27 protein-coding genes and 1 tRNA gene are annotated in these 25,191 nt (G+C 66.5%); 11 read left to right on the plus strand and 17 right to left on the minus strand.

Annotation, left to right across the window (positions count from 1 at the left end):
* Entirely contained in the window at positions 1-174 is a 174-nt protein-coding gene (locus tag EQZ23_RS19920; protein WP_164913479.1) for a hypothetical protein, read from the minus strand.
* A 76-nt stretch (positions 175-250) separates the two neighbouring features.
* On the opposite strand from EQZ23_RS19920, the gene EQZ23_RS16705 reads away from it, so the two are divergent.
* The 7 genes from EQZ23_RS16705 to EQZ23_RS16735 all read left to right on the plus strand — a co-directional run bounded on the left by EQZ23_RS16705 (position 251) and on the right by EQZ23_RS16735 (position 6,884).
* Entirely contained in the window at positions 251-2,935 is a 2,685-nt protein-coding gene (locus EQZ23_RS16705; RefSeq protein ID WP_240663627.1) for a bifunctional [glutamine synthetase] adenylyltransferase/[glutamine synthetase]-adenylyl-L-tyrosine phosphorylase, read from the plus strand.
* The gene (locus EQZ23_RS16710; protein ID WP_206364283.1) at positions 2,925-3,380 is read left to right on the plus strand and encodes a peroxiredoxin; all 456 of its coding nucleotides are present in this window, start codon (positions 2,925-2,927) and stop codon (positions 3,378-3,380) included. Before EQZ23_RS16705 ends, EQZ23_RS16710 begins: the two co-directional genes overlap by 11 nt.
* Before the next feature lie 271 nt (positions 3,381-3,651).
* The gene (locus EQZ23_RS16715; protein ID WP_240663628.1) at positions 3,652-4,437 is read left to right on the plus strand and encodes a M23 family metallopeptidase; all 786 of its coding nucleotides are present in this window, start codon (positions 3,652-3,654) and stop codon (positions 4,435-4,437) included.
* A 200-nt stretch (positions 4,438-4,637) separates the two neighbouring features.
* Complete coding sequence (gene erpA / locus EQZ23_RS16720; RefSeq protein ID WP_128455507.1) at positions 4,638-4,976, plus strand: iron-sulfur cluster insertion protein ErpA; 339 nt, start codon at positions 4,638-4,640, stop codon at positions 4,974-4,976.
* A 7-nt stretch (positions 4,977-4,983) separates the two neighbouring features.
* On the plus strand, positions 4,984-5,754 hold the full coding sequence (gene xth, locus EQZ23_RS16725) for an exodeoxyribonuclease III (RefSeq protein WP_128455508.1): 771 nt from the start codon (positions 4,984-4,986) through the stop codon (positions 5,752-5,754).
* Positions 5,751-6,557 carry a transporter gene (locus EQZ23_RS16730; RefSeq protein WP_346427830.1) on the plus strand — a complete coding sequence of 269 codons (807 nt, stop codon included), beginning with the start codon at positions 5,751-5,753 and terminating at the stop codon, positions 6,555-6,557. Before xth ends, EQZ23_RS16730 begins: the two co-directional genes overlap by 4 nt.
* Positions 6,558-6,884 (plus strand): hypothetical protein, encoded by a 327-nt coding sequence (locus EQZ23_RS16735; protein WP_128455509.1) that lies wholly within the window; start codon positions 6,558-6,560, stop codon positions 6,882-6,884. It begins immediately after the preceding gene.
* A gap of 97 nt (positions 6,885-6,981) precedes the next feature.
* On the opposite strand, the gene EQZ23_RS16740 is transcribed toward EQZ23_RS16735, so the two are convergent.
* Positions 6,982-8,133: an N-acetyltransferase gene (locus EQZ23_RS16740; protein WP_128455510.1), complete on the minus strand. Its 1,152-nt coding sequence runs from the start codon at positions 8,131-8,133 to the stop codon at positions 6,982-6,984.
* A gap of 163 nt (positions 8,134-8,296) precedes the next feature.
* On the opposite strand from EQZ23_RS16740, the gene EQZ23_RS16745 reads away from it, so the two are divergent.
* Entirely contained in the window at positions 8,297-9,412 is a 1,116-nt protein-coding gene (locus EQZ23_RS16745; protein WP_240663629.1) for a fatty acid desaturase, read from the plus strand.
* An 85-nt stretch (positions 9,413-9,497) separates the two neighbouring features.
* On the opposite strand, the gene lptG is transcribed toward EQZ23_RS16745, so the two are convergent.
* From lptG to EQZ23_RS16790, 9 genes are all read right to left on the minus strand, one after another.
* Positions 9,498-10,598, minus strand: a complete 1,101-nt coding sequence (gene lptG / locus EQZ23_RS16750) for an LPS export ABC transporter permease LptG (RefSeq protein WP_128455511.1) — start codon at positions 10,596-10,598, stop codon at positions 9,498-9,500.
* A complete protein-coding gene (lptF, locus tag EQZ23_RS16755; RefSeq protein ID WP_206364284.1) occupies positions 10,595-11,800 on the minus strand; it encodes an LPS export ABC transporter permease LptF in 1,206 nt (401 codons plus the stop codon). Before lptF ends, lptG begins: the two co-directional genes overlap by 4 nt.
* 89 nt (positions 11,801-11,889) lie before the next feature.
* Positions 11,890-13,854, minus strand: a complete 1,965-nt coding sequence (locus EQZ23_RS16760) for an ATP-binding protein (protein WP_128455512.1) — start codon at positions 13,852-13,854, stop codon at positions 11,890-11,892.
* A gap of 216 nt (positions 13,855-14,070) precedes the next feature.
* Positions 14,071-15,333: an aminotransferase class I/II-fold pyridoxal phosphate-dependent enzyme gene (locus EQZ23_RS16765; RefSeq protein ID WP_128455513.1), complete on the minus strand. Its 1,263-nt coding sequence runs from the start codon at positions 15,331-15,333 to the stop codon at positions 14,071-14,073.
* Positions 15,334-15,473: 140 nt separating this feature from the next.
* The gene (locus EQZ23_RS16770) at positions 15,474-15,719 is read right to left on the minus strand and encodes an acyl carrier protein (RefSeq protein WP_031394130.1); all 246 of its coding nucleotides are present in this window, start codon (positions 15,717-15,719) and stop codon (positions 15,474-15,476) included.
* A 58-nt stretch (positions 15,720-15,777) separates the two neighbouring features.
* On the minus strand, positions 15,778-16,677 hold the full coding sequence (locus EQZ23_RS16775; RefSeq protein WP_128455514.1) for an NAD(P)-dependent oxidoreductase: 900 nt from the start codon (positions 16,675-16,677) through the stop codon (positions 15,778-15,780).
* A 91-nt stretch (positions 16,678-16,768) separates the two neighbouring features.
* A complete protein-coding gene (proB, locus tag EQZ23_RS16780; RefSeq protein ID WP_128455515.1) occupies positions 16,769-17,866 on the minus strand; it encodes a glutamate 5-kinase in 1,098 nt (365 codons plus the stop codon).
* A 178-nt stretch (positions 17,867-18,044) separates the two neighbouring features.
* Positions 18,045-19,091 carry a GTPase ObgE gene (gene obgE / locus EQZ23_RS16785; RefSeq protein ID WP_128455516.1) on the minus strand — a complete coding sequence of 349 codons (1,047 nt, stop codon included), beginning with the start codon at positions 19,089-19,091 and terminating at the stop codon, positions 18,045-18,047.
* A gap of 54 nt (positions 19,092-19,145) precedes the next feature.
* The gene (locus EQZ23_RS16790; protein WP_128455517.1) at positions 19,146-19,745 is read right to left on the minus strand and encodes a helix-turn-helix domain-containing protein; all 600 of its coding nucleotides are present in this window, start codon (positions 19,743-19,745) and stop codon (positions 19,146-19,148) included.
* Between the two features lie 64 nt (positions 19,746-19,809).
* Between EQZ23_RS16790 and EQZ23_RS16795 the strand changes: the two genes are divergently transcribed.
* Complete coding sequence (locus EQZ23_RS16795; protein ID WP_128455518.1) at positions 19,810-20,691, plus strand: metal-dependent hydrolase; 882 nt, start codon at positions 19,810-19,812, stop codon at positions 20,689-20,691.
* A gap of 267 nt (positions 20,692-20,958) precedes the next feature.
* Here EQZ23_RS16795 and EQZ23_RS16800 read toward each other — a convergent pair whose 3' ends face one another.
* From EQZ23_RS16800 to hspQ, 4 genes are all read right to left on the minus strand, one after another.
* Positions 20,959-21,504 (minus strand): GNAT family N-acetyltransferase, encoded by a 546-nt coding sequence (locus EQZ23_RS16800; RefSeq protein WP_240663630.1) that lies wholly within the window; start codon positions 21,502-21,504, stop codon positions 20,959-20,961.
* A 174-nt stretch (positions 21,505-21,678) separates the two neighbouring features.
* Positions 21,679-21,969, minus strand: coding sequence for a 50S ribosomal protein L27 (gene rpmA / locus EQZ23_RS16805; protein WP_128455519.1), 291 nt, complete (start codon positions 21,967-21,969; stop codon positions 21,679-21,681).
* A gap of 13 nt (positions 21,970-21,982) precedes the next feature.
* The gene (gene rplU / locus EQZ23_RS16810) at positions 21,983-22,330 is read right to left on the minus strand and encodes a 50S ribosomal protein L21 (RefSeq protein WP_128455520.1); all 348 of its coding nucleotides are present in this window, start codon (positions 22,328-22,330) and stop codon (positions 21,983-21,985) included.
* A 242-nt stretch (positions 22,331-22,572) separates the two neighbouring features.
* Complete coding sequence (gene hspQ / locus EQZ23_RS16815; RefSeq protein WP_128455521.1) at positions 22,573-22,968, minus strand: heat shock protein HspQ; 396 nt, start codon at positions 22,966-22,968, stop codon at positions 22,573-22,575.
* Between the two features lie 155 nt (positions 22,969-23,123).
* Here hspQ and EQZ23_RS16820 point away from each other — a divergent pair.
* A tRNA-Ser gene (locus EQZ23_RS16820) sits at positions 23,124-23,213 on the plus strand.
* A gap of 168 nt (positions 23,214-23,381) precedes the next feature.
* On the opposite strand, the gene EQZ23_RS16825 is transcribed toward EQZ23_RS16820, so the two are convergent.
* Both EQZ23_RS16825 and EQZ23_RS16830 read right to left on the minus strand, forming a co-directional pair.
* The gene (locus EQZ23_RS16825) at positions 23,382-23,792 is read right to left on the minus strand and encodes a pseudoazurin (RefSeq protein ID WP_128455522.1); all 411 of its coding nucleotides are present in this window, start codon (positions 23,790-23,792) and stop codon (positions 23,382-23,384) included.
* 59 nt (positions 23,793-23,851) lie between these two features.
* Positions 23,852-24,355, minus strand: coding sequence for a hypothetical protein (locus EQZ23_RS16830; protein ID WP_128455523.1), 504 nt, complete (start codon positions 24,353-24,355; stop codon positions 23,852-23,854).
* A 7-nt stretch (positions 24,356-24,362) separates the two neighbouring features.
* Between EQZ23_RS16830 and EQZ23_RS16835 the strand changes: the two genes are divergently transcribed.
* Positions 24,363-25,190, plus strand: coding sequence for an efflux RND transporter permease subunit (locus tag EQZ23_RS16835; protein ID WP_240663631.1), 828 nt, complete (start codon positions 24,363-24,365; stop codon positions 25,188-25,190).
* Position 25,191 lies beyond the last annotated feature (1 nt).

The following is a 25,191-nucleotide window of genomic DNA, read 5'->3' on the forward strand; positions in this document are numbered from 1 at the left end:
TTAACGCCGTACCTGGTCCATCTGCCGCAGCATCCGGACCATGTCCTCCGGTAGGCCGCGCGGTTCGTCAAACGCCCCGCGCAGTGCATAGCCGATGACGTCGGTCACACGAGGGCCGCGGACGGTCTGCGGTCCGTTCTCGTCACGGTTGACCATGTGTAGTGCATAGCTCATGTACCTCAGAACGGTCGATTGCGGGTTTCGTTGCTTGCCCATGTCAAGACGTCGTGACTTTCTATAGTGACGAACCATGCACGATCTCGAACCTGAACATGCGATAAACGACGCGCTCGGCCGGGCACGACTTTGGTCTCCGTTTCTGGCCATGATCCTCGATCGCGAGCCGGTACTCGCCCGGTCGCTCGCGGAAGGTCGGCTCGATCTTGGTGCATCCAGCGCGACCCCCGACATGCCGGTTGCCAAGCGGCTGAGGCTCGAGCGACGCGCGATGGCGTTGAACGTCGCGATCGGCGATCTCGCGGGGGTGCTCGACCTGACCGCGGTCACCGGCGCGCTGACCCGGTTTGCCGACCATGCGCTCGACACTGCGATCCGCGCGGCGATCGAGGAGCGGACGCCCGGCGCGGAGCCGCTGGGCTTTACCGCGATCGCGCTCGGCAAGCAGGGCAGCGGCGAGCTCAATTATTCGTCCGATATTGATCCGATCCTGCTGTTCGATCCCGCGACGCTGCCCCTGAAGCCGCGCGAGGAGCCCGAGCAGGCGGCGGTGCGGATCGGCAGGCGCGTCGTCGAGCTGCTCCAGGCGCGCGATGGCGACGGCTATGTCCTGCGGGTCGACCTGCGGTTGCGACCCTCGCCCGAGATCACGCCGATCGTCCTGCCGGTCGACGCGGCAATCGGCTATTACGAGGCGCAGGCTTTGCCGTGGGAGCGCGCCGCCTTCATCCGCGCACGCGCGGCGGCGGGTGATTTCGTACTGGGCCAGCGGTTCCTCGATGCGATCCGGCCGTTCGTCTGGCGGCGGGCACTCGATTTCGGCGCGATCGGGGAGATACGCGGCATCTCCGCCCGGATTCGCGATCATCATTCACAGGGGCAGGCCTTCGGTCCCGGCTATGACCTGAAGCGCGGTCGTGGCGGCATTCGCGAGGCGGAGTTCTTCGCGCAGATCCACCAGTTGATCCACGGCGGGCGCGATCGCAGCGTCCGCGCCCCTGCAACCCGCGACGCGCTCGCGCGATTGGCCGAGGCTGGCTGGATCGGCCGCGACGAGTCGCAGGCGCTGATCGACAGCTACACGCTGCTACGGACGATCGAGCACCGCGTGCAGATGATCGACGACCGGCAGACCCACGCGCTGCCGACCGGGGACGCGCTCGACCGCGTCGCCAAGCTGCACGGATTGGAAGGCACGGACGCACTGCTGGCGTTGCTCGCGCCAAAAGTGGCGGCGACCGGGCGGATCTACGACGCGCTCGACGACACGGTGCGCCCTGCCTTTTCGCACGACACGGTGACGCTGGAGAGCGATCTCGCCGACGCCGGGTTCGACGAGCCCGAGCCCGCGCGTCGGCGGATCGAGGCATGGCGCGGCGGGGTGTATCCGGCACTGCGCAGTCCCGCCGCGCGCGAGGCATTGGAGGCGGTGCTGCCGACCCTCGTCACCGCTTTCGCCACCGCGCCGGTGCCGCAGGCGGCGTTGCTGCGGCTGGATGCGCTGCTCGAACGCCTGCCGAGTGCGATCAACATCTTCCGCCTGCTGGAGGCGCGGCCGGGGTTGGCGACGTTGCTGGCGGCGATCCTCAGCCATGCACCGACGCTCGCCGACGATCTCGGCCGGCGTCCGGACCTGCTCGACGGCCTGATCGACGCGACTGCGTTCGAGCCGGTCGGCGATATCGCGGCGCTGGAGGCGGCGATGCGCGCGGGCGAGGCCGGGGGCGATTATCAGGCGCGGCTCGACCATGTCCGCCGGGTCGTCGGCGAATTGCGGTTCGCGCTGGGTGCGCAGATCGTCGCGGGCGCGTCCGATCCGTTGCACGTCGCCGCGGGCTATGCGCGGGTCGCGGAGGCGGCGATCGGCGTGCTCGCAAGCGCGACCATCGACGAGTTCGCCAAGGCGCATGGTCGCGTGCCGGACAGTGAACTGGTCGTGCTCGCGCTTGGCCGGATGGGCGGAGCAATGCTGACGCACGCGTCCGATCTCGACCTGATCTATCTCTTCACCGGCGACTTCGCGGCGGAATCGGACGGTGCGAAGCCGCTCGGCGCCACCCTCTACTACAACCGCCTGGCGCAGCGCGTGACGGCGGCGCTGTCGGTCGCGACCGCCGCGGGCCCGCTTTATCAGATCGACACGCGGTTGCGCCCGTCGGGCGGGCAGGGGCCGCTGGTCGTCACGTTCGACAGCTTCGCCCGCTACCAGCGCGAGGATGCGTGGACATGGGAGCACATGGCGCTCACCCGGGCGCGTCCGGTGTTCGGTTCGCCGGACGCGCGCGCCGCCGTCGCCGCGATCGTGCGCGGGGTGCTCGAAGGCGATCGCCCGACCCGCGACGTGGTCGCCGAAGCCACCTCGATGCGCGCAGACATGGCGGCGCACAAACCGCCCAAGGGACCGCTCGATGCCAAGCTGCTCCCCGGCGGTCTCGTCGACCTCGAGTTCGCGGTGCATGTCGTTCAACTGGTCAACCGCACCGGGTTCGATCCGAACCTGGGAACTGCGATCGACCGGCTGACGGCCGAAACCCTCGCGCCGCCGACGTTGCGCGCCGCGCACGACGTGTTGACCCGGCTGCTGGTCACCCTTCGCCTTGTCGCGCCCGATGCTGCGCCGCCGGGGCACGCCACGGAGGAACTGATCGCGCGCGCGATCGGCGTTGCGGATTGGGCTGCGGTGGTTGCCACGCTCGAATCGACGCGCCAGGAAGTGCGCCGGTTCTGGATGCAAGTCACGGGAGAGCATGATGGATGAAGGCGCGAAGATTCCCGAAGTGACGGTCGCGATCGACGACGCGGTGGTGTCGCTGGCCAGCCTCGGTGCGCCGCTCGTGGTGTATTTCTACCCAAAGGACGACACCTCGGGCTGCACCACCGAGGCGAAGGACTTTTCCGCAGCAGCCGACGCGTTCGACGCGGCGGGGGTGAAGGTGATCGGCATCTCGAAGGATACGCCCGCATCCCACGCGAAATTTGCCGCCAAGCATGCGCTCACCGTACGGCTCGCCAGCGACGTCGACGGGGTCGCCTGCGAGGCGTTCGGCGTCTGGGTCGAGAAGGCGATGTACGGCAAGAAATATATGGGAATCGAGCGCGCGACCTTCCTATTCGGCGCCGACGGCACGCTGGTGAAAGCGTGGCGCAAGGTTCGTGTTCCGGGCCATGTCGAAGCCGTGCTGGCGGCCGCGAAGGCGCTCTGAACGGCGGTCGGTAAAGGGCGGAGATTCGCGGATATTTCGATCGCTGTCGGCAGCGTTCCGGGATCGTTCCCTGCGCGAGGCGGGTAATTCCATCAACTCGCCGTATCAGTCTGCCGCTCCGCCGCGCGAATGGGGCCGCACCCTTGCTCGTCGCGGCGGTATCCGGCCTAACTCTACTCGTCTGGTGCGCGGAGGGGCTGCGAGTCAGGACAGAGTTTCGGAGCCGTCCGCCTGGGAGCGAAACGGCCCTGCATTTTTTTGTCGGGGACCAATGGTCGATTTTACCACTGCAGCCATCGTGACACGCCTCAAGGCTGTGTTCACGGTGCGCAAATTTTCTTCGATCGGCCAGTATGTGATCGCCGCGGCGATCGGTGTCGCCGGGTTCGCTTCAGCCGGCGAGGCGCAGGTCGGGGGGCCTGCCAAGCCGGTCGCCAGCCAGGCGCACGGCGTCCGCGCCGCGACCGGTGGTCCGATGATCGCCGCCAACGCCGAGGAGGCCAGTGCCGATCTCCGCGCCGACGCGCAGTTCCGCACGCTCTTCCAGACCTGGAAGAAGCTCGATGCGACCCAGCAGGGCGTGATCGCGATCCCATCGGTCCAGCCGGTCCACTCGCTCTCGTTCACCAGCAATTTCGGGATCCGCTCGGATCCGTTCCGCGGCACCGCGGCGATGCACGCCGGCGTCGATATCCCGGGCCCGGTCGGCACGCCGATCTACGCCACCGCAGACGGCATCGTCTCGCACGCCGGTCGCCAGGGCGGCTATGGCAATCTGGTCGAGCTGAACCACGGCAAGGGTATCGCCACCCGCTATGGTCACCTTTCCAAGATCCTCGTCGCTGACAATACGCGCGTGACCCGCGGACAATTGATCGCGCTGATGGGCTCGACCGGCCGCTCGACCGGCCCGCATCTCCATTACGAAGTCCGTATCGACGGCCACGCCGTGAACCCGATCCCGTTTTTGACGACGGCGGATTACCTGCTCGCTGCGCAGGATCGCTCGGTAAACGCGATCCCGGTCGCCACCGGCGGCCCCGCCGCGCAGGACTGATCTTAGAACGCAGATCCAGGCCAGACGCCCGACATCCCGGCGAATGCTGCGATTTCCCACCACGGGACGGGCTATCAGTTTGATATCCCAGGGTTCGCTGGGATGACGGGCGAGGCGCTGGCGCTTGGGTGAGGGGTGGCTCCTGAGATCGAGCAAACCCCGAGCTTGCCGCAAGTTGCTCGCCCCCCTATCTCCCAGGCATGGCAACGCTGGCTCCCGACATCATCCTCACCCCCTCCGCCGCGTCGCGCGTCGCGGCGATCGCCGTCAAGCAGGGGAAGCCGGCGATCCTGCGCCTCTCGGTCGACGGCGGCGGCTGTTCGGGTTTCCAGTACAAGTTCGGGTTCGCCGACTCGGTGGAGCCCGACGACGTGATCGCCGAGCATGACGGCGTGAAGCTCGTCGTCGACAGCGTCAGCATCGACTTGGTCCGCGGGTGCGCGGTCGATTACGTCGAGTCGCTCGCCGGCGCCGCATTCAAGGTCGAGAACCCCAATGCCGCCTCGGGTTGCGGCTGCGGCTCCAGCTTCTCGGTCTGACGTCCCCATGAAAATCGTCACGTACAACGTCAACGGCATCAAGGCGCGGTTGCCGCGACTGATCGAGTATCTCGTCGAAGACCAGCCCGACATCGTCTGTCTCCAGGAACTGAAGTCGAGCGACGACACCTTCCCGATCGCCGACATCGAAGCAGTCGGCTACGGCGCAGTGTGGCACGGCCAGAAGGCCTGGAATGGCGTCGCGATCCTCGCCAAGAGCGGCACGCCCGTGGTGCGGCAACGCGGTCTCGAAGGCGAACCCGAGGACGAGCACAGCCGCTACATCGAGGCGGAAATCGACGGCCTGATCGTTGCCGCGCTCTATCTTCCCAACGGCAACCCTCAGCCGGGCCCGAAATTCGATTATAAACTCCGCTGGATGGATCGTCTCGCTGACCGGGCGCGCGTGCTGCTGGCCGAAGAGAAGCCGGCAATTCTCGCGGGCGACTATAACGTCATCGCCAACGACGACGACACCTACTCCGTCCGCGCGATGCAGGACGACGCGCTGATGCAGCCCGAAAGCCGCGAGCATTACCGCGCTCTTGTCGCGCAGGGCTGGACCGACGCGCTCCGCACGCAATTTCCGAAAGGCGGCGTCTGGACGTTCTGGGATTACCAGGCCGGCGCCTGGCAGCGCGACGCCGGGTTTCGGATCGATCACCTGTTGCTCAGCCCGCAAGCCGCCGACCGGATGATCGATGCCGGCGTCTACAAGGCGTATCGCGGCCGCGAGAAAGCCAGCGATCACGCACCGACCTGGGTCCGGTTGCGTTGACGCGACTGCTCGGCTTTGCAGTAGCCGGTGTTTTTGTCGCCAGTGTCGGGTTTTCGGGTGCGGCAGCGGCGCAGAATCGTGAATATTGCCCCGATCGGCCGGGTGTCGGCACGCCCGCCTGTACGATTGCCCCGGGTCGCGTCTCGGTCGAGACGTCGCTGGCAGACTGGACGCGCGACGACCAGCTGGGTTCGCGCGAGGATAGCATCCTCGTTGGCGACACGCTGGTCCGCGTCGGCGTCAGCGACACGATCGAGGTGCGGATCGGGTGGACGCCGTTCGGGCATGACCGCATTCGCGACTCGACCGGGATCGACTCGGTGAACGGGATCGGCGACGTTTCGCTCGGGATGAAGGCGAACCTCCACAACCCGGACGGCTCGGACTTGTCGGTAGCAGTGCTGCCGTTCGTGACGCTGCCGGTCGGGCGGTCGTCGATCGGTGCCGGCGACTGGGGTGCAGGATTTCTCGTTCCGTTGACCTACGAACTGTCGGACTCGGTATCTCTGGACCTGACGCCGGAGATCGACGCGGCGGTCGACCAGGACGGCAATGGGCGCCATCTCGCTTATAGCTCGACCGCCGGCGTGTCGGTCGAGGTCGCCAAGACTGTCACGCTGACCGGCGAGTTGCAGGCGTTGCGTGATAACGATCCCGAGAAGCATGCGACCCAGGCGGTGGCGGCATTATCATTGGCGTGGATGGCGGGCGACGATCTCCAGTTCGACGTGTTCGGCGCGGCGGGGCTGAACGACGATACGCCCGATGCGCGGGTGTATGCGGGGATATCGCGGAGGTTCTAGATGCTGGTCGGCCTGCTCCTGCTGCAAGCGGTCGCCGGGCCGCCGCTCCCGCCGGAACTGCGCAAGCGCGTGGCGCGCGCGACCATGCCGTGTCCGGTGCAGGCCGATCCCGACGGCGAGATCGTAGTTTGCGCGCGGCCGACCGATCAGCGGCTCGGGACGGTTGCCGAACCCGTCCAGCCTCCGCGTGGCGATCCACTGTCGTTCCGCCTGCCTGGTGGCGGCGTGGGGAATGTCCACGCCATCCGCACGCAGTTGCCTGGCGCGAGCGGGCAGGGCGCGGCGGTGACGCTCAAGATCCCGTTCGGGAGAGGAAAGCGGGAGTAGCGGAACCGGATCCTCCTACCTCAGTGTTCTCCGGCGAAGGCGGGGAGCCCAGACCGGATCCCCGCCTTCACGGGGAAGCATCTTGGGCGAGCTGCCCCTACAGCGTCCGTTCGTATACCTGGTACACCTTGTTCACCCGGCTCTCGATCGTCTCGGCGATCGATCGCATCCCCTGGTTGTCGTCGAGGATCCAGCCGATTTCGGCGCGCTTGGCGTCATAATGCTCGACCGAGGCGCGGCGGATATATTCGATCATCATGAAGGCCAGCTGGCTCGCCATCCGCGACGCCTGCAATTCCTTCACCACGCCCATCAGCGGCACGCGCACCGTCCGTACCTTGGGCTTGCGGAGCCACCATAACAGCTTGGCCCAGCCGAACGGGAACAGGTTGCCGTTCAGCGGCTTGATCGCCTCGTTCAGGTCGGGGAGCGTGATCATGAAAGCGACGGGCTTGCCGTCCAGCTCGGCGATGCGGATCAGGTCGTTGAAGACGATCGGCTTCAGTTTCACGCCCACGTCCTTGATTTCGGGCGGGGTCAAGGGCACGAACCCCCAATTGTCGCGCCACGCGTCGTTGAGGATCGACAGGATGATCGCCGCCTCTTCCTCGAACTTGGTCTTGTCGACATTGCGGATGCTGATCCGCGGGTTCTTCTCGCCCGATTTGATGATGCGCTGGACGATCGGCGGGAACTGCTTCGTGACGTCGACTTCATAGGTCATCAGGCGTTTGACGGGGCGATACTGCGCCCATTCGATCCAGCCGCGATATTCGCGCTTGGCGTGGCCCATCATGATCGTCGGCGCATGATCATAGCCGTCGATCAGCAGCCCCGGCTCCTCCCAGATCGACATGCTGATCGGGCCGAGCGCGCGCGTCATGCCCTGTTCGCGCAGCCAGTCCTCGGCGCGGGCGAGCAGCGCCTGGAAGATGTCCTGCCGCTCCGCCTCCATCAGCCCCCATTGGCCGACGCCGGGGCCAAAGCCCTGCTCGGCGGGCATCGTCAGCGCGAGCGTATCGATGTGCGCGGAGATACGGCCGACCACGCGGCCCTCTTCCTCGGCGAGGAACAGCTGTGCCTTGGCATGGCTGAACCAGCCGTTCTTTTCCGGCGTGATCAGGCCGAGCGCTTCGGACTTCAGCGGCGGTACCCAGTGCGGGTCGTCGGCGTAAAGACGGAATGGCAGGTCGATGAAGAGTTTGCGGTCATTCTTCGTCTTGACCGGACGGATCGTAAGCTTGGCCATGTGTCGTTCCCGAAAACGCAGTCGCGCGTGTCTAGCCAGCGTGACGCGTAAAGGCGAGTGACACATGAGTCATCGTGGCAGCCGGTCAGAGTGATCGGGTTTCCTCGCGCGTGAACAGGCGCGCAACCTGTAAATGCCACGCTGCAGCCATTATCTTCGGGCAATGGACATGCCCATGGATACCTCGCTCAGCCTCGCTCGCGGCACGGCCGCCCCAGTGCCAGCCCCACCCGTGACGGGTGCCGGCGCCGTTCGCGTCGCCGACGACAAGGCGATGCTGCGCGCTGCGGCCGACCTGACGCGCGATCTCGTGAAGCCGCGGCCGGCGGTGTATTGGGGCGACCTGATCGCGTCGGTGGTGCTGGGCTATGGCGCGCTGGTCGTGGCTGCGACGAGCGACTCTACTCTGGTTGCGGTGCTTGCCGCGATCGTGTCGGTACTCGGACTGTATCGCGGGCTGAGCTTCATCCATGAAGTCAGCCACATGAAGCACGCGTCGGTGCCGAACTTCCGGCTCGGCTGGAACATGCTGGTCGGCGTGCCGATGCTGACGCCGTCGTTTATGTACGAGGGTGTCCACAACCTTCATCACGCCAAGACCCGCTACGGTACGGTCGAGGACCCCGAATATCTGCCGCTCGCGCTGATGAAGCCGTGGACGCTGCCGCTGTTCATCCTGGTGTCCGCACTGGCACCGATCGCGCTGCTGATCCGGTTTGCGATCCTGTCGCCGCTGTCGCTGCTTTCGCCGAAGCTGCGGACGATGGTGGTCGAGCGCTATTCGGCGCTGGCGATCAATCCGCAATTCCGTCGTCGCGCGCCGGAGGGCGAGGCGAAGGCATATTGGAACCGCCTGGAGTTGGCCGCGAGCCTGTGGGCGATCACGCTGATCGGGATCACGGTGGCGGGCGTGTTGCCGTTGCGCGCATTCCTGACGATCCTGGGCGTGGCGTCGGCGTTCGCGGTACTCAACCAGATCCGCACGCTGGTCGCGCATCTCTGGGAGAATGACGGCGAGGTGATGACGGTGACCGCGCAGTATCTCGACACGGTCAACGTGCCGCCGCCGGCCTTGCTGCCGGCGCTATGGGCGCCGGTCGGGCTTCGCTATCACGCGCTGCATCACCTGCTGCCGGGACTGCCCTATCACGCGCTCGGTGAGGCACATCGTCGCATCTCGGCGGAGCTGGACGCGATGTCGCCCTATCACAAGGCGAGCTATCCGGGACTGCCCGGTCTGGTCGGCAAGATCGCCCGCAGCACGATGGTCAGGCGCTGACCAAAGCTTGTTTCCCCGCGAAGGCGGGGACCCAGACTGGGCCCCCGCCTTCGCGGGGGGACAAATTTAGCGAGGTGCCGTCCGATTATTCCTCGGACCTGATCAGCACCGCTTCGCCGATCAGGAAGAACAGCAGGAACGGCGCCCACGCGGCGAGAAACGGCGGGTAAGCGCCGAGATTACCCATCGCCAACGCGAAGTTATCCGCGACGAAGAACGCGAACCCGAGGCCCATCCCGATCACGGCGCGCACGAACAGCTTGCCCGATCGCGCAATCCCGAACGCCGCGACCGCGCCCAGCAGCGGCATCAGCACCGACGACAGCGGCCCCGACAGCTTGTGCCACAAGGAGCCCTCGAGCGCCTTGGTCGGCCGCCCTGCGTCGGACAGGTCGGCGATCGCGGCCTTCAGCGCCCCGAACGACAGGCCGTCCGCATCGACGCTCGCGAGTGTGAACTGGTCCGGCCGCACGTCCTTCGCGATCACCACCGCGCCGAGGGGGGTGACGGTACCGCGCGTGACGTCGAACCGCGTCGCCGGCTCGATCAGCCAGCCACCGCCGGGCGCACGCTTGCCGTGATCGGCGCGCAGGATCGCGACGAGGTTGCCGCCCGTGCGATCGTACAGCGTGATCCCGCCCAGCCGCGTCGCATCGCCGCGACCGCGGATCTGCGCGACCTCGATCAGATCGTCGCCGTCTCGCACCCATACGTTCGCACGGTCGCCGCGATCGATCGGCAGCTTGCCGTAATCCACCTTCTGCCACTGGTTCAGCGTCGCGGTGGAGCGCGCCACGACCCGGTCGTTGAACATGAAACTGATCACCGCCACGCCGAGGCTCGCGACGAGCAGCGGCGCGAGCACCTGGTGCGCGGACAGCCCCGACCCCTTCAACGCGACGATTTCGCTGTTCTGGTTCATCGTTATCAGCGTCAGGATCGTCCCCAGCAGCACCGAGAAGGGCAGGAACCGCGACACGATCTGCGGCACGCGCAACGCGACATATTGCCAGATCTGCGCATCGCCATTGCCGGGATAGGCGAGGATGTCGCCCGACTCGCTCAACAGGTCCAGCGCCTGCAGCACCAGCACGAGCGCCGCCAGCACGGCGAACGTCCGCACCAGGAACATCCGGCCCATGTAGATCGCGACCGTGCGCGACGGGAAGAAGCTGACGAGTTTCATGCGGCTTTGCCACCCTGCGACTTAGGTCGGAAGCCCGGGATGCGCTTGGTGATCGCCTTGAACGTCTTCGAGAAGACACGTTCCAGCGCTCCGATCGGTTGCCCGCCGGGGACATAGGCGATCGTGTAGTACATCCACAGGATCAGCCCGGCGAAGATCGTGAACGGCACCCACAGCGCGATGACCGGGTCGATCCGGCCGAGCTCGCCGACGTCCGCCGCATACTGGTTCACCTTGTGATAGGTGACGATCATCACGATCGACAGGAATACGCCGAGCGCGGACGAGGATCGTTTGGGCGGCACCCCCAGCGCGAGCGCGAGCAGCGGCAACAGGAACATCGTCGCGACTTCGGCGAGGCGGAAGTGGAATTCGGATCGGCTGCCGTCGCGCTGCTCCAGCGTCGCGCCGCGCTGGCCCTGCTTGGCGAGTTCGGGCAGCGTATATTCGAGATTGCGCCCACCGCGGACGCGGAAGCTCTCGAACTTGGGCAGGTTGATCGGCAGATCGTGGCTGGTGAAGGTCAGCACGCGCGGCGTCTTGAACTCGGGGCGGTTGTGGACGAGCGTGCCGTTCGCGAGTCGGAAGATGATGACGTTGGGATCGTCGGTCGCCAGGAACTTGCCCTTCTCCGCGGTGACGCCCAGCCAGTCGCCATTCTGGCTCGATGCGTGGACGAAGATCCCCGACAGCTCGCGGCCCTTGTCCTTGCTCTGCTCGATCCGCAGCGTCATCCGACTGCCCAGGTTGGTGAACTCGCCGACCTTGATCGATGCGCCGAGCGCCCCGGTGCGCAGCTCGAACCGCAAGCCCTCGTAATAATAGCGGGCGATCGGCTGGACATACCCGACGATCGCCAGGTTCAGCAGCGCCAGCGCGATCGTGTACATGTACGGCACGCGCAGCAGCCGGTTGTAGCTCATCCCGACGCCGCGCAGCACGTCCAGTTCGGACGAGGTCGAGAGCCGGCGGAACGCGAGCAGGATGCCGAGCATCAGCCCGATCGGAATGCCGAGACCCAGATATTCGGGCAATAGGTTGGCGAGCATCCGCCACACGACGCTGATCGGACCGCCTTGCGTCGCGACGAAATTGAACAGCCCGAGCATGCGATCGAGCACGAACAGCATGACGGCGATCAACAGCGTCGAGAACAGCGGCACCGCGATCAGCCGGGCCATGTAGCGGTCGATGGATTTCATGCGCGGGTGGGGCTCGGTATGCTGGGTCGCCGGGGTATAGAGGCGCCGGGCCGAAGCGTCATCCCCTATCGCGCGGCATCAGTGAACGATCATTCCGCGGCGACTGGATCCCGTCGGGCGGTGGCCACGGACGTGCGTCGATCCGCGGCCATTGCCGTCGCGACCGCGCGTTCCAGCCCGTTCAAGGTGAAGGGTTTGCGCAGCACGTCGTGCCCGCCGAACTGCGCGACGTTCACCTCCCCCGCAAAGCCGGTGACGAACAAGACGGCGATATGCGGATAGAGCGGGCTCAGCGCGGCGATCATCTCGGGGCCGGTCTGGCGCGGCATCAGCACGTCGGAGATGATCAGGCCGATCGCCGGGTTCGCCGCGAGCAACGCGGGGGCGGCGAGCGGATCGTCGCAGGGAATCGCGCGGTGGCCGATCTCCTCCAGCGCGCCGATCGTCGCGGTCAGCACGCGGGGATCGTCCTCGACGACGAGGATGTCGAGCACCGCGGGGTGCGTGGGGGCAGCGGGTACGATCTCGGTCGGCAGCGCGGTCAGGGGCGTGGCCACGACGTCGGCGGCGCGGGGCAGATAGAGCGTGACGGCGGTCCCCTCATTTGGTGCCGAGACGATCCCGACCTCGCCCTGCAACTGCTGGACGAGCGCGAAGATCTGGCTGAGCCCGAGCCCGGTGCCCTTGCCGACCTCCTTGGTGGTGAAGAACGGCTCGAACACGCGCTCGGCGACGTCGGGCGTCATGCCGCAGCCATCGTCCGCAACCATGATCGTCACGTAATCGCCCGCCGCGCATCGCCCGACCTGTTCCGCGACCAGCGTCGTGGCACCCGTGACGATCGTCAGCGTGCCGCGGCCGTTCATCGCATCGCGCGCGTTGACCGCGAGGTTGAGGACGGCGTTCTCCAATTGGACACGGTCGGCGCGCACGCAGCAGCCGGCGGCCTCGTCGCGCGCCACCAGCGTGATCGCATCGCCCAGCGTGCGGTCGAGCAGGTCGGACATGCCGGCGACCAGGGCCGCGGCGTCGATCGGCTCGGGCTTCAGCGAATCCTCGCGGCTGAAGGCGAGCAGGCGGCGGGTGAGCGCGGCGGCGCGGTTGGCGCCTTCGGTGGCGCTGTCGATGTGCCGACGCGCCGTCATCGGATCGGCGACGACGCTGCGCCGGGCAAGCTCCAGCCCGCCCAATACCACCGCCAGCATGTTGTTGAAGTCGTGTGCGATCCCACCGGTGAGCTGGCCGACCGCCTCCATCTTCTGGATCTGGCGCAGCTTGGCTTCCTGCACGCGTAGTTCGGCGGTGGCGCTGGCAACGGCGGCGGTCAGTTCGTCGGCGCGCTCGCGTTCCAGTTCGGCGTCGGCCAGTGCGGTTGCACGGTCGCCGACCGCGCGGATCGTGAACCAGCCGAGCAGGATCGCGCCCAGCACGATCAGCACGCCGAACACCGCAAGCACGCCCGCGATCCAGCTTGAGCGCTCGACCGACCCCATCGCCGCCGCCGTCCGCTGGTCGAGCAGCGCACGCTCACCGGCGATCAGCGTGTCGAGCGTCTTGTTGATCTCGATGAGCGTCGGTGCTTTTCGCGCCTGGTAATAGCGCGCGAGCGCTTGCCCGTTCTTGCCGTAGCTCGTGTTGAGCGCGGTCAGCGACAGCTCTTGCCCGCGCGCATCATAGGCCGCGCGCAGGCGGTCGATCCGCGGCTGCTGCTCGGCATTGTCGTTGGTGATGCGGTCGAGCCGGTCGATCTGCGTCCCCGCCAGCAGCCATTCGTCGAAATAGAGCTGACCGAGCTGCTTGTCGCCGCTGATCACGTAGCGTCCCAGCGATGCCTCAGACCGCGCGATCGTGCCCGACAGCGTCCGGGCAAGGATCATCACGTCATAGCTGTGCGCTTGGAGCTCCAGCGCGCGATCTCGCTGGCGATTGGCGTTGCCGAGCGTCACGATGAGGGCGACGAGCACCGCCACGCCGAGCAGCCCCATCACGACCAGCATGATGACCCGCCAGGTCGCTCCGCCCCCCAGGGCCGCGGTCTGGGCCTCGCTTCGCATCACACCGGCATCCTAGCGCGTCGTTCCCCCCGCGCAATGCGTTCGATTTTGGCGAGTCCGCCATTCTAGATCCTCCCCCGCCAGGGGGAGGTGGCTGGCACTTGCCAGACGGAGGGGGAGGAAAGGGCAACCGCTGTTCCGTGTCCTCCCTCTCCGTCACCTCCCCCTCCGTCACCTCCCCCTCCGTCACCTCCCCTTGTGGGGGAGGACCGAGGGTCAGTCGATCACGCCGACCGCGCGGCCGGCCGCCTCGAACATCACGAGGATCGTCGTGACCTGCTCGTCGGTGTGTTCCGCGCACAGCGAGCAGCGCAGCAGGAAGGTACCGGCGGGCGTCGCGGGCGGGCGCGCCATGTTCACGTACAGACCGCCCTCGAGCAGCGACTGCCAGATCGCGATCGCCTGTTCCTGGTCGGTGAGAATGACCGCGATGATCGCAGAGTCCGACGTTTCCGTCCCGAGCTTGAAGCCCATCGCCTTCAGCCCGCCGTGCAGCCGGCGCGCGTTCTTCCACAGCTGCGCGCGCTTGTCGTGTGCGTGCATCAGCTTGCGGATCGAGGCGGCGGCAGTCGCGACGACCGAGGGGGGCAGCGAGGCGGTGAAGATGTACGGGCGGCAGGCGAAGCGGACCATCTCGAACTTCGGGTGGTTCGACACGACGAACCCGCCGACCGTGCCGACCGACTTCGAGAAGGTGCCGACGACGAAATCGACCTCGTCGGTCAGCCCCATCTCCTCGTACACGCCGCGCCCGTTGGGACCGAAAAAGCCCATCGAATGCGCCTCGTCGACCAGCACCATGCAGCCATGCTTCTTGGCGACCGCGACCATTTCCTTCAGCGGGGCGATGTCGCCGAGCATCGAATAGACGCCTTCGAGGACCACCAGCTTGCCGGCCTCCTTGGGCAACCGGCCGAGGCGCTTGTCGAGATCGGTCACGTCGTTGTGGCGGAAGCGGACGATCTCGGCGTTGCCCTGTTTGCATCCGTCGTAGATCGAGGCGTGGCTGTCGGCGTCGAGGATGACGTATTCGCCCTTGCCGGCGAGCGTCGAGATGATCCCGAGATTGGCCATGTAGCCGGTCGAGAACACGATCGCGCCGGTCATGTCGTAGAAGTCGCGCAACGCCTGTTCGACGTCGATATGATCGTGGAACGTGCCGTTGAGCATCCGGCTGCCGTTCGTGCCCGAACCGAATGTGTCGAGAGCGTGCTTGCCGGCCTCGATCACGTCGGGGTCGAACGTCATGCCCATATAGTTGTAGGTGCCGAGCAGGATGGTGTCCTTGCCGCGGATCACCGCCTGGGTCGGCGACTTGACCTCGTCCATCACGATCGTGAACGGGTTGCGCACGCCGGACTGCACCAGCGCCTCGCGTTCGGCGATGAGGCCGTCGAATTTCGACATCAGGTCGCGTTCGGGCGCGACCTCGGGCGGATCGACGGGGAGGGCGTGGGCGGTGGTCGCGGCTTCGGTCATTCTACATGGTTCCCAAACATCCCGTTCGTGGTGAGTAGGGGCTGAGCCTGGCGAAGCGCCGTATCGAACCACATCCTTCGATACGCGTCTTCGGCTTCGCTCAGCCGCTACTCAGGACGAACGGACTATAAAATCAACGCTCAGGCGGCCTTAAGCTTGGCAACCGCGTCGACCAACTGGCCGACGGTCTCGATCTCGGCCTGCATGTTCATCGTGATGATGATGTCGAATTCGTCCTCGATCGCTGCGACGAAATCCATCACCGTGAGGCTGTCCCATTCGAGATCGCCCTGGAACGTGGTGGCATCGCTGAGCGCGACGCCTTTCTTGTTGAACGGCTCGATCTGCGCGGTGACGGTGTCGTAGATCTGCTGGCGGTCGCTCATGATAATCCCTTCGGTGTCGCACGCATCCCTGACAGGAAATTGCGGCGGCTTTTCGGCGCTATAGCAGCCCGGCGGCGCGATACCATGCGGCGGTTTGCGCGAGCGCCTGTGGGGTCGGGACGGAGGGCGTCCAAAGCGCGGGCGGCGGCGGCTTGTGCGAGACCCAGTCGGGATGGCAGAAATAGCTGACCCGGTCGCGCGTCAGCTTGGCCTTGCGGCGGCGGACGAGCCGGTCGGCGGCGGAGGCGAGCTTCAGGATCGCACGGGGTGTCGAGACCACCTTGACCGACTTGCCGACCGCCACGCCGATCGCGCGAGCGAAATCTCGGTTGTCCCAGCCCTTGGGCGTGCCGTCGTCGGGCTCCATGATCGACGGCGCGACCGGAAGCTCGGCGAGCGCGAGCAGCAGCGCGGTCAGATCCTCGACATACAGCAGCGAGACGCGCGTGCCCTTGGGGGGCATCGGCACGTAGCCCGACCGCGCGGCCTTGAAGACGTCGAGCAGGTCGTGGTCGCGCGGGCCGAAGATCGCGGGCGGACGGACGATCGTCCAGTCCAGCGCCGATATCTGCACGCGCGTTTCCGCCTCGGCCTTCGACCAGCCGTAATTCGACAGCGTCGGCTCGCGCGCGGCGAGCGAGGAAACGTGGACGAAGCGGCGGATGCCCGCGTGCTTCGTTGCCTGGAGGATGCCTTCGGTGCCCGCGACATTGCCCTCGGCAAAGCCCGCACGGTCGGCGGCGTTGACGACGCCGGCGACGTGGATGACCGCATCGACGCCTTCGACCAGAGACGCGAGGCTCTTGGGCCGATCGAGCGCACCTTCGACCCAGGTCACGCCGATTCGCTTGGCCTGCGGTTTGCGGGCGAGCGCGCGGACGGTGTGGCCCATCTCCAGCGCATGGTCGATCAGGTGGCTGCCGACGAACCCGGTGCCGCCGGTGATGGCCAGGATCATGACGGCTTCCTCAAGGTAAAAGCTTGTTCACCCGCGAAGGCGGGTGCCCAGTCTGGACACCCGCCTTCGCGGGTGAACAAGGGGCCGCTGGTCATAAGAGCGCCAGATGGTTGCGATGGACCAGCGCGGATCTTGGAGCGTAACCGAGGATCGCCGCATGATCGTCGCTATGCCGGCCGAGCAACCGTGCCGTATCGCCCGCGTCATATTCCGCGAGGCCGCGCGCGACCGTGCCGGCGGGCCCTTCGATCGTCACCAGATCGCCACGCGTGAACCCGCCATCGATCCGGGTCGCGCCCGTGGCGAGCAAACTCCGCCCCTGGCCGAGCGCCGCCGCAGCGCCGGCATCGACATGGATCGCGCCCTTCGCGGTCAGCCCGCCCGCCAACCAAGCCTTCCGCGCAGACGCAGTTCGCTCGGCGGTGAAGATCGTGTGGCGGGCAGGGGTCGATAGCGGGTGTTCGATCCGTCCCGACGCGATCGCCAGCGGAATGCCCGCGCCGGTCGCGATCCGCGCGGCGGCGATCTTCGACGCCATCCCGCCCGATCCCATCCCCGAGCCCGAGCCGTCGTCCGCCATCCCCGCCACCGCATCGATTCGCGGGACGCTGGCGATATGCGTCGCGGACGAGTCGGTATGCGGGTTGGCGGTGTAGAGCCCGTCGACGTCGGAGAGCAGGATCACCCCCTGCGCGCCCGCCGCCTGCGCGACGCGCGCGGCGAGGCGATCATTGTCGCCGAACCGGATTTCCTCGGTCGCGACGCTGTCGTTCTCGTTGATGACGGGGACGACCTTGAGCGACAGCAGCCGGTTGAGCGTGGCGGCGGCGTTGAGATAGCGGCGGCGGTCTTCGAGATCGTCGAGCGTGACGAGCATCTGAGCGGCGTTGAGGTCTTGCGCGGCGAGCAGTTCCGCCCAGACCTGACTGAGCGCGATCTGGCCGGTCGCCGCGGCGGCCTGGGCGTCTTCGAGGCTGGCCCGGCCACCCTTGGCGAGACCGAGCCTGCGCGCGCCCAAGGCGATCGCGCCCGAGGATACGATGGCAACCTGCTGGCCCGCCGTGGTGCGCGCGGCGATGTCAGCGACAAGGCCGGTCAGCCACTCGCGCCGAACGCTTCCATCCGGATCGACGAGCAGGGCCGAGCCGATCTTCACGATCAGGCGGGGGCAGGAGGACGGCGGAAACATCACCGCATCATACTGCGTCGAACCCCGTCGGTCTTCATACCTTCGACCCTCTATCGTCATTCCCGCGGAGGCGGGAACCCATACTGGCTAGCCTCACATTAGAATCGCAGAGCGCTGAGGATATGGATCCCCGCCTGCGCGGGGATGACGAAGGTGGGCGACGGCATGGTCGCCGTGCCTACAGCGGCGACCATGCGACCGGCTCTTCGCCCTCTGCCAGTTCCCTGGGCGCACCCGGTGCCGGGCCGATCGCGCCGATCAGCTTGTCGAGCACCGCTTCGATCCCCGCACCGCTCGCGCCCGAGATCGCCATCACCTCGGCGCCGCTGGCTTCCGCCAGTTCCGCCGAGAGCGCCGCGATCAGTTCGGCGTCGAGCATGTCGATCTTGTTCAGCGCGACGATGACGTTCTTGTCGGTCAGCCCCTCGCCGTAATTCTCGAGTTCGTCGCGGACGATCCGATACGATTCGGCGACATCGGCATCGTTCGCATCGACCAGATGCAGCAGCACGCGGCACCGTTCGATATGCCCGAGGAACCGGTCGCCGATGCCTGCGCCCTCGGCAGCGCCCTGGATCAGGCCCGGAATATCCGCGACCACGAACTCGCGCTGCTTGTGACGCACCACGCCCAGCTGCGGCCGGGTAGTCGTGAAGGCATATGCGCCGACCTTGGCCTGCGCGTTCGTCACCTGGTTGATGAAGGTCGACTTGCCTGCATTAGGCAGCCCGACGAGGCCCGCATCCGCGAGCAGCTTCAGCCGCAGCCAGACCCACGCCTCGCCGAACGGCCAGCCGGTGCCGTGTTGGCGGGGGGTGCGGTTCGTCGACGTCTTGTAGCTCGCATTGCCGCGTCCGCCGTCACCGCCGCGGAACAGCACCTCGCGCTGGCCGACCTCGGTGAAGTCGATCAGCACCTCTTCCTTGTCCTCCGACAGCACCTGCGTGCCGAGCGGAACGCGGATCACGAGGTCCTCGCCGCCAGCACCGGTGCGGTTCGAGCCCGACCCGCCCGAGCCGCGCGGCGCGCGGAAATGCTGCGTGTAGCGGAAGTCGATCAGCGTGTTCAGGCCGGCGATGCATTCGAACACGATGTCGCCGCCCTTGCCGCCATTGCCGCCATCGGGGCCGCCATATTCGATATATTTCTCGCGGCGGAAGCTGACGGCACCGGGGCCGCCCTCACCCGAACGTACGTAGATCTTGGCTTGGTCTAGAAAATGCATCGCCGCCCCATAGCGAAATTGGCGAAAATCGCCAGTGTCTCCGATTCGGGGCCCTCAGCAGGACGGCAAGGCCGCCGCATCCTTGCTGGCGAGCAGCGCATCGAGCGCGAGTTCGCGCGCCTTGCCGACCGGCAGCCCGAGCGCGCGCGCCATCGGGGCCCCCATCAACGCATCGCCGAGCGCCATCAGCACCAGCGTCAATGTCTGTTCCTGGATCGGCCGGGTCCCCGGCAGTTCGCCGCCGGCGAGTTCGTCGACCAGGTCGTGGATCGCCGCCATGATCGGGTCGAGCGCGTCGGTGTTGCCCGACAGGATCATCCAGCTCGCCAGCGCGCCCGCGCCACCCTTGCCGAACGCGTCGAAGGTCATCTCGACGACCTCGCGCGGGTCCTGGTCGCCTGCGCGCACCCGCAACACCGCGGCGCCGATCGTGCCGACGATGTCCGCCGCCATCCGAGTGATGAGCGCGGTGTGCAGCCCCTCCGCCGAGCCGAAATGGTGAAGCAGATTGGCGTGGGTGCGACCGACTCGCCCCGCGACCGCCTTCAACGTGACCGCGCTGGGCCCGCTCTCGACGAGCAGCGCGCGCGCAGCCTCGACGGCGGCGTCGCGCGATTCGGTGGGGGAGAGGCGCTTGCGGGGCGTTGACGTCACGAAACGGGCAACCTATTTACATCAATGTAAGTAACGAAAGTTCAAACCCTGTTTGGAGGTTTCCGTGGCGAAAGCAACCACACCCGCCGATCTGACGATCACCCCGCGCGACCGCCGCTTCGGTCGCGGCGCCGCGATCCGTCGCTGGTGGCTGAACGACGATCCCGTCGCGACCGCGTTCTACAACGCGTTGTCGGTGACGTTTCCCAAGGGCGAGGGCTATTTCGTCGACAGCGTCCGGAAGTTCCGCGAGGGCACGCCGCCCAAGCTGACGGCCGAGATCAACGCCTTCATCAAGCAGGAGGTGATCCACACGCGCGAGCACGTCGCCTTCAACCGCCACGTCACCGACCAGGGCTATGACGTCGCGCCGTTGATGGCCGATGTCGATGCGGCGCTGGCGCTGACGGTGGGGCGCCCGCCGATCGCGAGTCTGGCGGCGACCAGCGCGCTCGAGCATTTCACCGCGATGCTGGCGCACGAACTGATCGCGAACCCGAAGCATCTCAGCGGTGGCGACCAGCAGGCGGCTGCTTTGTGGCAATGGCATGCCGCCGAGGAGATCGAGCACAAGGGCGTCGCCTACGACACCTGGCTGCACGCGACTCGCGACTGGCCGCGGTTCACGCGGTGGCGGGTGAAGTCGCTGGTGATGCTGATCACGACGTGGCGCTTTTTCATGGGCCGTGCGCGCGGGATGGCGGAGTTGTTGCGGCAGGACGGGCTGACGGGGCCGCGCGTCTGGGCGCGGATGGCGTGGTACGCGTTCGGCAATCCGGGAATGGCGCGCAAGATCGCGGGGGTATGGGCGGCGTATTTCCTGCCGGGCTTCCATCCGTGGAAGCATGACGACCGCGCGCTGATCGGCTTGGCGGAGAGCGAGTATGAGGCGGCGGTGCTGCCGGTGACTAAGCGGGCGGGGGTGGTGGTGGCGGCTACGGCTTAATTGGCCGCCCGCTCTCCACGTCTTTGTTCTCACGCGAAGCCGGGAGCCCAGGGTAACAGACGATACCGCCCGAGACTCCTGGATCCCCGCGTTCGCGGGGGAGCGGCTAGCGGTGGTCGCACCTGTCGCAACAGCACCACCCCGGCGCAGGCCGGGGCCCAATTGGAAAGGTCGCAGTCACGGAACGCGGTCCCCCGTTAGCAACGGCTCCCAGTTGGGCCCCGGCCTTGGCCGGGGTGGTACTTAGCTTTCAGGAATAGGCGGACATCAAGCCGCCAGCGGCATCGGCGCACATCGGTCCTCGTCCAGATCCAGCGCGAACATCACCGCCGGCGCTTCACCCCCACGTCCGCGCGAGGCCCGAGGCTCGATCCGCCCCGTCGGCCGAAACCCGAGCTTCGCCAGCACGCGGCCCGACGCCGGATTATCCACGAAATGAAACGCATCCAGCCGTCGCAAACCGAGCGCATGCCGCGCCATCGCGATCACCGCTTCGCCAGCTTCGGTCGCATATCCGCGACCCCAGGCCTCCGGCGTCAACCAATAGCCAAGCTCATGCGCGTCGTCGGCCACGCGAATCCCGATCGCGCCGACGAGTCGCGGCACGCCGGACTCCATGGTCTCGATCAGGAATTGCGGGTCGTTCCCACCCCGCGGCAGCGCCAGAAACGCCTCGGCATCGCCCAGCGCATAGGGCCAGGGCACGCGCGCCAGCTTGGCGACCACGCTCTCATGGCCGATCGCCTGCGTCAGCGCAGGCGCATCCTCCGGCCAACCCGGCCGTAACGTCAGTCTCTTGGTGCGCGCGAACACGGCTCTCTCCTATCGCGTCATTGGCTGCGCGCATGCCACGTCGGGATGACGGGACCGCGACAGCCGCGTGGAGGGAGCAATAAAAAAGGGAGCCGGGGTGACCCGTCTCCCTTGTTCAGGTTCGCTTTCGCGACCCGGGTCACCCTGGTGGGCAACCCGGATGGTTACCCGATGTTATTCGGCTGCGACTGCCATATCGGCGGCATCGTTCGCTGCCAGCTCGACCGAGCAGAACTTACGCCCAAGCTTGCCCTTGCTGAACACGACGCGACCGTCGATCAGCGCGAACAGCGTGTGGTCGGTACCGATACCGACGTTCGTGCCCGGATAGAACTTCGTCCCGCGCTGACGCACGAGAATGTTGCCGGCGACGCACGCCTGGCCACCGAACTTCTTGACGCCGAGGCGACGACCGGCCGAATCGCGACCGTTGCGCGAAGAGCCGCCTGCTTTCTTATGTGCCATCTGAAGCTACTCCTTATGCCTGAGCGGCCGGGGCATCAGCCTCGGTCTGCTGCTTGGCTGTCTGGCCGCCGACGGACACGATCTTCAGGATCGTGTGCTGCTGGCGATGGCCGTTCTTGCGACGATAGTTGTGACGACGACGCTTCTTGAAGACGATGACCTTGTCCGCCTTCGCCTGCGCGATGATCTCTGCGGCGACGGTGAAACCCTCGACCGAGCGCAGCTCCGAGCCTTCGCCCGCCAGCAGCACATCACCCAGCGTCACCGACGCACCTGCATCGCCCTCGATCTTCTCGACGACGATCTTATCTCCGGCGGCGACGCGATACTGCTTGCCGCCCGTGCGCACGACTGCGAACATGGCCCTTGTCACTTTCCAAATACATGTACCCCACGGACGCAGGGTCCGTCGGGAGAAGCCGGGCAGCTAAGGGAGGGGGGCGGAGTTGTCAACCGCGAAGGGTGCAGGGAAGGGCGGTTTTACGTCGCCGGCGCCAAGGCGGCGCTACCCCGTCGTCAGAATTGTTTCCCCGCAAAGGGGGGGGCAGTCTGGGCTTCCGCCTTAGCGGTGAAACAAGTTTCTTTGGGACGAAGTGATTCGCCTCAGTGCCGATGAACCTGGCGCAGCGCATACCGGCCATTCGCATAATCGCTGAACAACCCCGAGATCGCCGGATGGTCGACCGGCTCGTCGCTGTCGTCCGGCACCAGGTTCTGCTGGCTGACATAGGCGACGTAGCTCGACTCCATGTTCTCGGCGAGCAGGTGATAGAACGGCTGGTCCTTGCGTGGGCGAATGTCCTCGGGGATCGCCGCATACCATTCGTCGCTGTTCGCGAACACCGGATCGACGTCGAAGATAACGCCCCGGAAATCGAACAGCCGGTGCCGCACGACGTCGCCGATCGAGAAGTTCGCGTGCGAGATTGGCGGCGCGACCACCTCGGCGGGGATAAGCGGGCTCGTGATGTCGTGAGCGATACTGTCGTGTCGGGGCATATCGGTCAATTTAGGGGCTGTTTTGCGCCGCACAAGGAAAACGCGCCGGACCGGGCCGGGAAGTTCGAAATCCGCTTGCGTCCCCAGGGCCACTTCATTAGAGGCGCCCCTTCGACCGATCGGAGCCGCTGTTCGCAGTGGTTCGGATGACCTGCGGAGAGGTGGCAGAGTGGTCGAATGTACCGCACTCGAAATGCGGCGTACCCGCGAGGGTACCGTGGGTTCGAATCCCACCCTCTCCGCCAATTTTCCATATCAACTGGTCGCAGCATAACTCGCCATGATACGCTCGCGCAGCCTATCCACGAGCCGGCGATCGCCCCAGCCATCGTCTCGCGGCTATATTGTCTCCCGCATGTGAACTCAGTTCGAGCCGCGTCAGTGGCGGTCTAAGAACGCTCAGCTGGTAATTTTCATCGGGCTTTCGCGAGCATCGGATTCATGCGCTTGGCGGCGAGGGGCGGGAGCTTAACCGCGCGGGCGGTGGCGAGGTTGGCGGAGGGGCCCTTGCCGACCTGGATCAGCGCGACCATGCCCATCGACGTGTGCGGCTTGCACGCGACGCCGTAGAGCCCCGGCTTGTCGACCTTGATCGACATTTCCTGGTTCATCTTGCCGATCACGGGCGCGACACCCGCCGGCAGCATGGAGGGAATGGTCTGCGCGCTGTGGCTCTTGTCGGTGGGGACGAACTTCACGGTATCGCCGGGCATCGCCTGGACGAAGGACGGCTCGAACACCATCGCGCTGGCCGCACCCTGATTCTTCATCTGGACGATCACGTCCTTGGCGAAGGCAGGCGTCGCGGCAAAGGCTGCGGTCATGGCAAGGCCAGCAATGAGATAGGTACGTATGTCGTCACTCCTAAGGTGATGTCGTTGAATCAGGACGGGGTTTTGGCCTGCGTCCGCGCCGCAGCCTGCTGGACGGGTGCGGCGATCGGGACGCCGTAGCTCTTGAGGATGCGCGCGATCTCGGGACCTTCGCGGGCGAGCACCGCATCGACCTTGCCCAGCAGCGCCTTGTCCTTGCGGCGCACGCCCATCGAGATGTCGAAGACCATCGGCCATTGCCCGTCGTCGTTGACCGGCGTGACCTGTTCGATCCGCAGCGGCGTCTTGGCACGCGCCGCGAAATAGCCCGCGAGCGGACCCCAGACGACGCCGACGTCGATCGTGCCCGACGCGACCGCATCGATGATGGCCGCCGGCGGGTTGGGCTTGGCATAGTCGCCGTAGAGCATGAAGCCGCGGACGTTCTGCGTCATGCCGCGGCGGGCCATCGCGTGCGCGGGCGGGGTGTTCATCGCGTCGTCGCCGACCATCTGGATGCCGACCGTCGACTTGGCGAGACGGGGGTCGTCGAACGAGAGCGCGGCTATCCGCACGGTCGACGTGGTCGCGCGCTCGGGCGGTAGTGACCGGCTCGATCCCGCGCGGATCGGCGATTACGTGCTGACCGGCAGCGAGGGCCAGCGCGTGCCCGTCAGCCAGCTCGGCAAGCTCGAAGTCCGCAGGGAGGATCCGATCCTGCAACGCCGTGACCGCCGGACGACGATCACGGTCCGCGGTGACATTGCCGACGGATTGCAGCCACCCGACATCTCGACCGCGATATTCGAAAAGTTCCAGCCGATCGTGAAGGCGCTGCCACCAAGCTACAGGATCGCGATGGCCGGATCGATCGAGGAAGCGGGCAAGGCCAATGCCGCGCTCGCGCCCATCTTCCCGATCATGATCGTGCTGATGATGATCGTGATCATCCTGCAGGTCCGCAGCCTGTCGGCGATGGCGATCGTGCTGCTGACCGCGCCGCTCGGGCCGATCGGGGTGGTGCCGACACTGCTGGTCACCGGCCAGCCGTTCGGCTTCAACCCGATCCTCGGGCTGATCGCGCTCGCCGGCATCCTGATGCGCAACACGCTGATCCTGATCGGCGAGATACACGGTCACGAGAAGGAGGGCATGGATCCGTATCACGCGATCGTCGAGGCCACCGTGCAACGCTCCCGCCCGGTCATCCTGACCGCTATGGCGGCGGTGCTGGCGTTCGTGCCGCTGATCAGTTCGGTGTTCTGGGGATCGATGGCGGTGACGCTGATCGGCGGCACGCTGGGCGGCACGATCCTCACCCTGGTATTCCTGCCCGCGCTCTACGCGCTGTGGTTCCGGATAACGCCACTCGAGAACACGGAACCGTCAGCCACTCGGCGGCGGGGATAAC

It is taken from the genome of Sphingomonas sp. UV9, from assembly GCF_004101245.1.
Lineage (GTDB): Bacteria > Pseudomonadota > Alphaproteobacteria > Sphingomonadales > Sphingomonadaceae > Sphingomonas.

Coding starts and splice junctions, on each gene's coding strand:
- EQZ23_RS16825 (WP_128455522.1), bottom strand. CDS start 23,792: ATGACCGCAGCCTTTGCCGCGACGCCTGCCTTCGCCAAGGACGTGATC.
- lptG (WP_128455511.1), bottom strand. CDS start 10,598: ATGAAACTCGTCAGCTTCTTCCCGTCGCGCACGGTCGCGATCTACATG.
- obgE (WP_128455516.1), bottom strand. CDS start 19,091: ATGCATTTTCTAGACCAAGCCAAGATCTACGTACGTTCGGGTGAGGGC.
- EQZ23_RS16745 (WP_240663629.1), top strand. CDS start 8,297: ATGGACATGCCCATGGATACCTCGCTCAGCCTCGCTCGCGGCACGGCC.
- EQZ23_RS16715 (WP_240663628.1), top strand. CDS start 3,652: ATGGTCGATTTTACCACTGCAGCCATCGTGACACGCCTCAAGGCTGTG.
- EQZ23_RS16710 (WP_206364283.1), top strand. CDS start 2,925: ATGATGGATGAAGGCGCGAAGATTCCCGAAGTGACGGTCGCGATCGAC.
- EQZ23_RS16765 (WP_128455513.1), bottom strand. CDS start 15,333: ATGACCGAAGCCGCGACCACCGCCCACGCCCTCCCCGTCGATCCGCCC.
- rpmA (WP_128455519.1), bottom strand. CDS start 21,969: ATGGCACATAAGAAAGCAGGCGGCTCTTCGCGCAACGGTCGCGATTCG.
- EQZ23_RS16760 (WP_128455512.1), bottom strand. CDS start 13,854: ATGCGAAGCGAGGCCCAGACCGCGGCCCTGGGGGGCGGAGCGACCTGG.
- proB (WP_128455515.1), bottom strand. CDS start 17,866: ATGTTTCCGCCGTCCTCCTGCCCCCGCCTGATCGTGAAGATCGGCTCG.
- rplU (WP_128455520.1), bottom strand. CDS start 22,330: ATGTTCGCAGTCGTGCGCACGGGCGGCAAGCAGTATCGCGTCGCCGCC.
- EQZ23_RS16775 (WP_128455514.1), bottom strand. CDS start 16,677: ATGATCCTGGCCATCACCGGCGGCACCGGGTTCGTCGGCAGCCACCTG.
- erpA (WP_128455507.1), top strand. CDS start 4,638: ATGGCAACGCTGGCTCCCGACATCATCCTCACCCCCTCCGCCGCGTCG.
- EQZ23_RS16735 (WP_128455509.1), top strand. CDS start 6,558: ATGCTGGTCGGCCTGCTCCTGCTGCAAGCGGTCGCCGGGCCGCCGCTC.
- EQZ23_RS19920 (WP_164913479.1), bottom strand. CDS start 174: ATGAGCTATGCACTACACATGGTCAACCGTGACGAGAACGGACCGCAG.
- EQZ23_RS16770 (WP_031394130.1), bottom strand. CDS start 15,719: ATGAGCGACCGCCAGCAGATCTACGACACCGTCACCGCGCAGATCGAG.
- EQZ23_RS16740 (WP_128455510.1), bottom strand. CDS start 8,133: ATGGCCAAGCTTACGATCCGTCCGGTCAAGACGAAGAATGACCGCAAA.
- lptF (WP_206364284.1), bottom strand. CDS start 11,800: ATGAAATCCATCGACCGCTACATGGCCCGGCTGATCGCGGTGCCGCTG.
- hspQ (WP_128455521.1), bottom strand. CDS start 22,968: ATGCCCCGACACGACAGTATCGCTCACGACATCACGAGCCCGCTTATC.
- xth (WP_128455508.1), top strand. CDS start 4,984: ATGAAAATCGTCACGTACAACGTCAACGGCATCAAGGCGCGGTTGCCG.
- EQZ23_RS16705 (WP_240663627.1), top strand. CDS start 251: ATGCACGATCTCGAACCTGAACATGCGATAAACGACGCGCTCGGCCGG.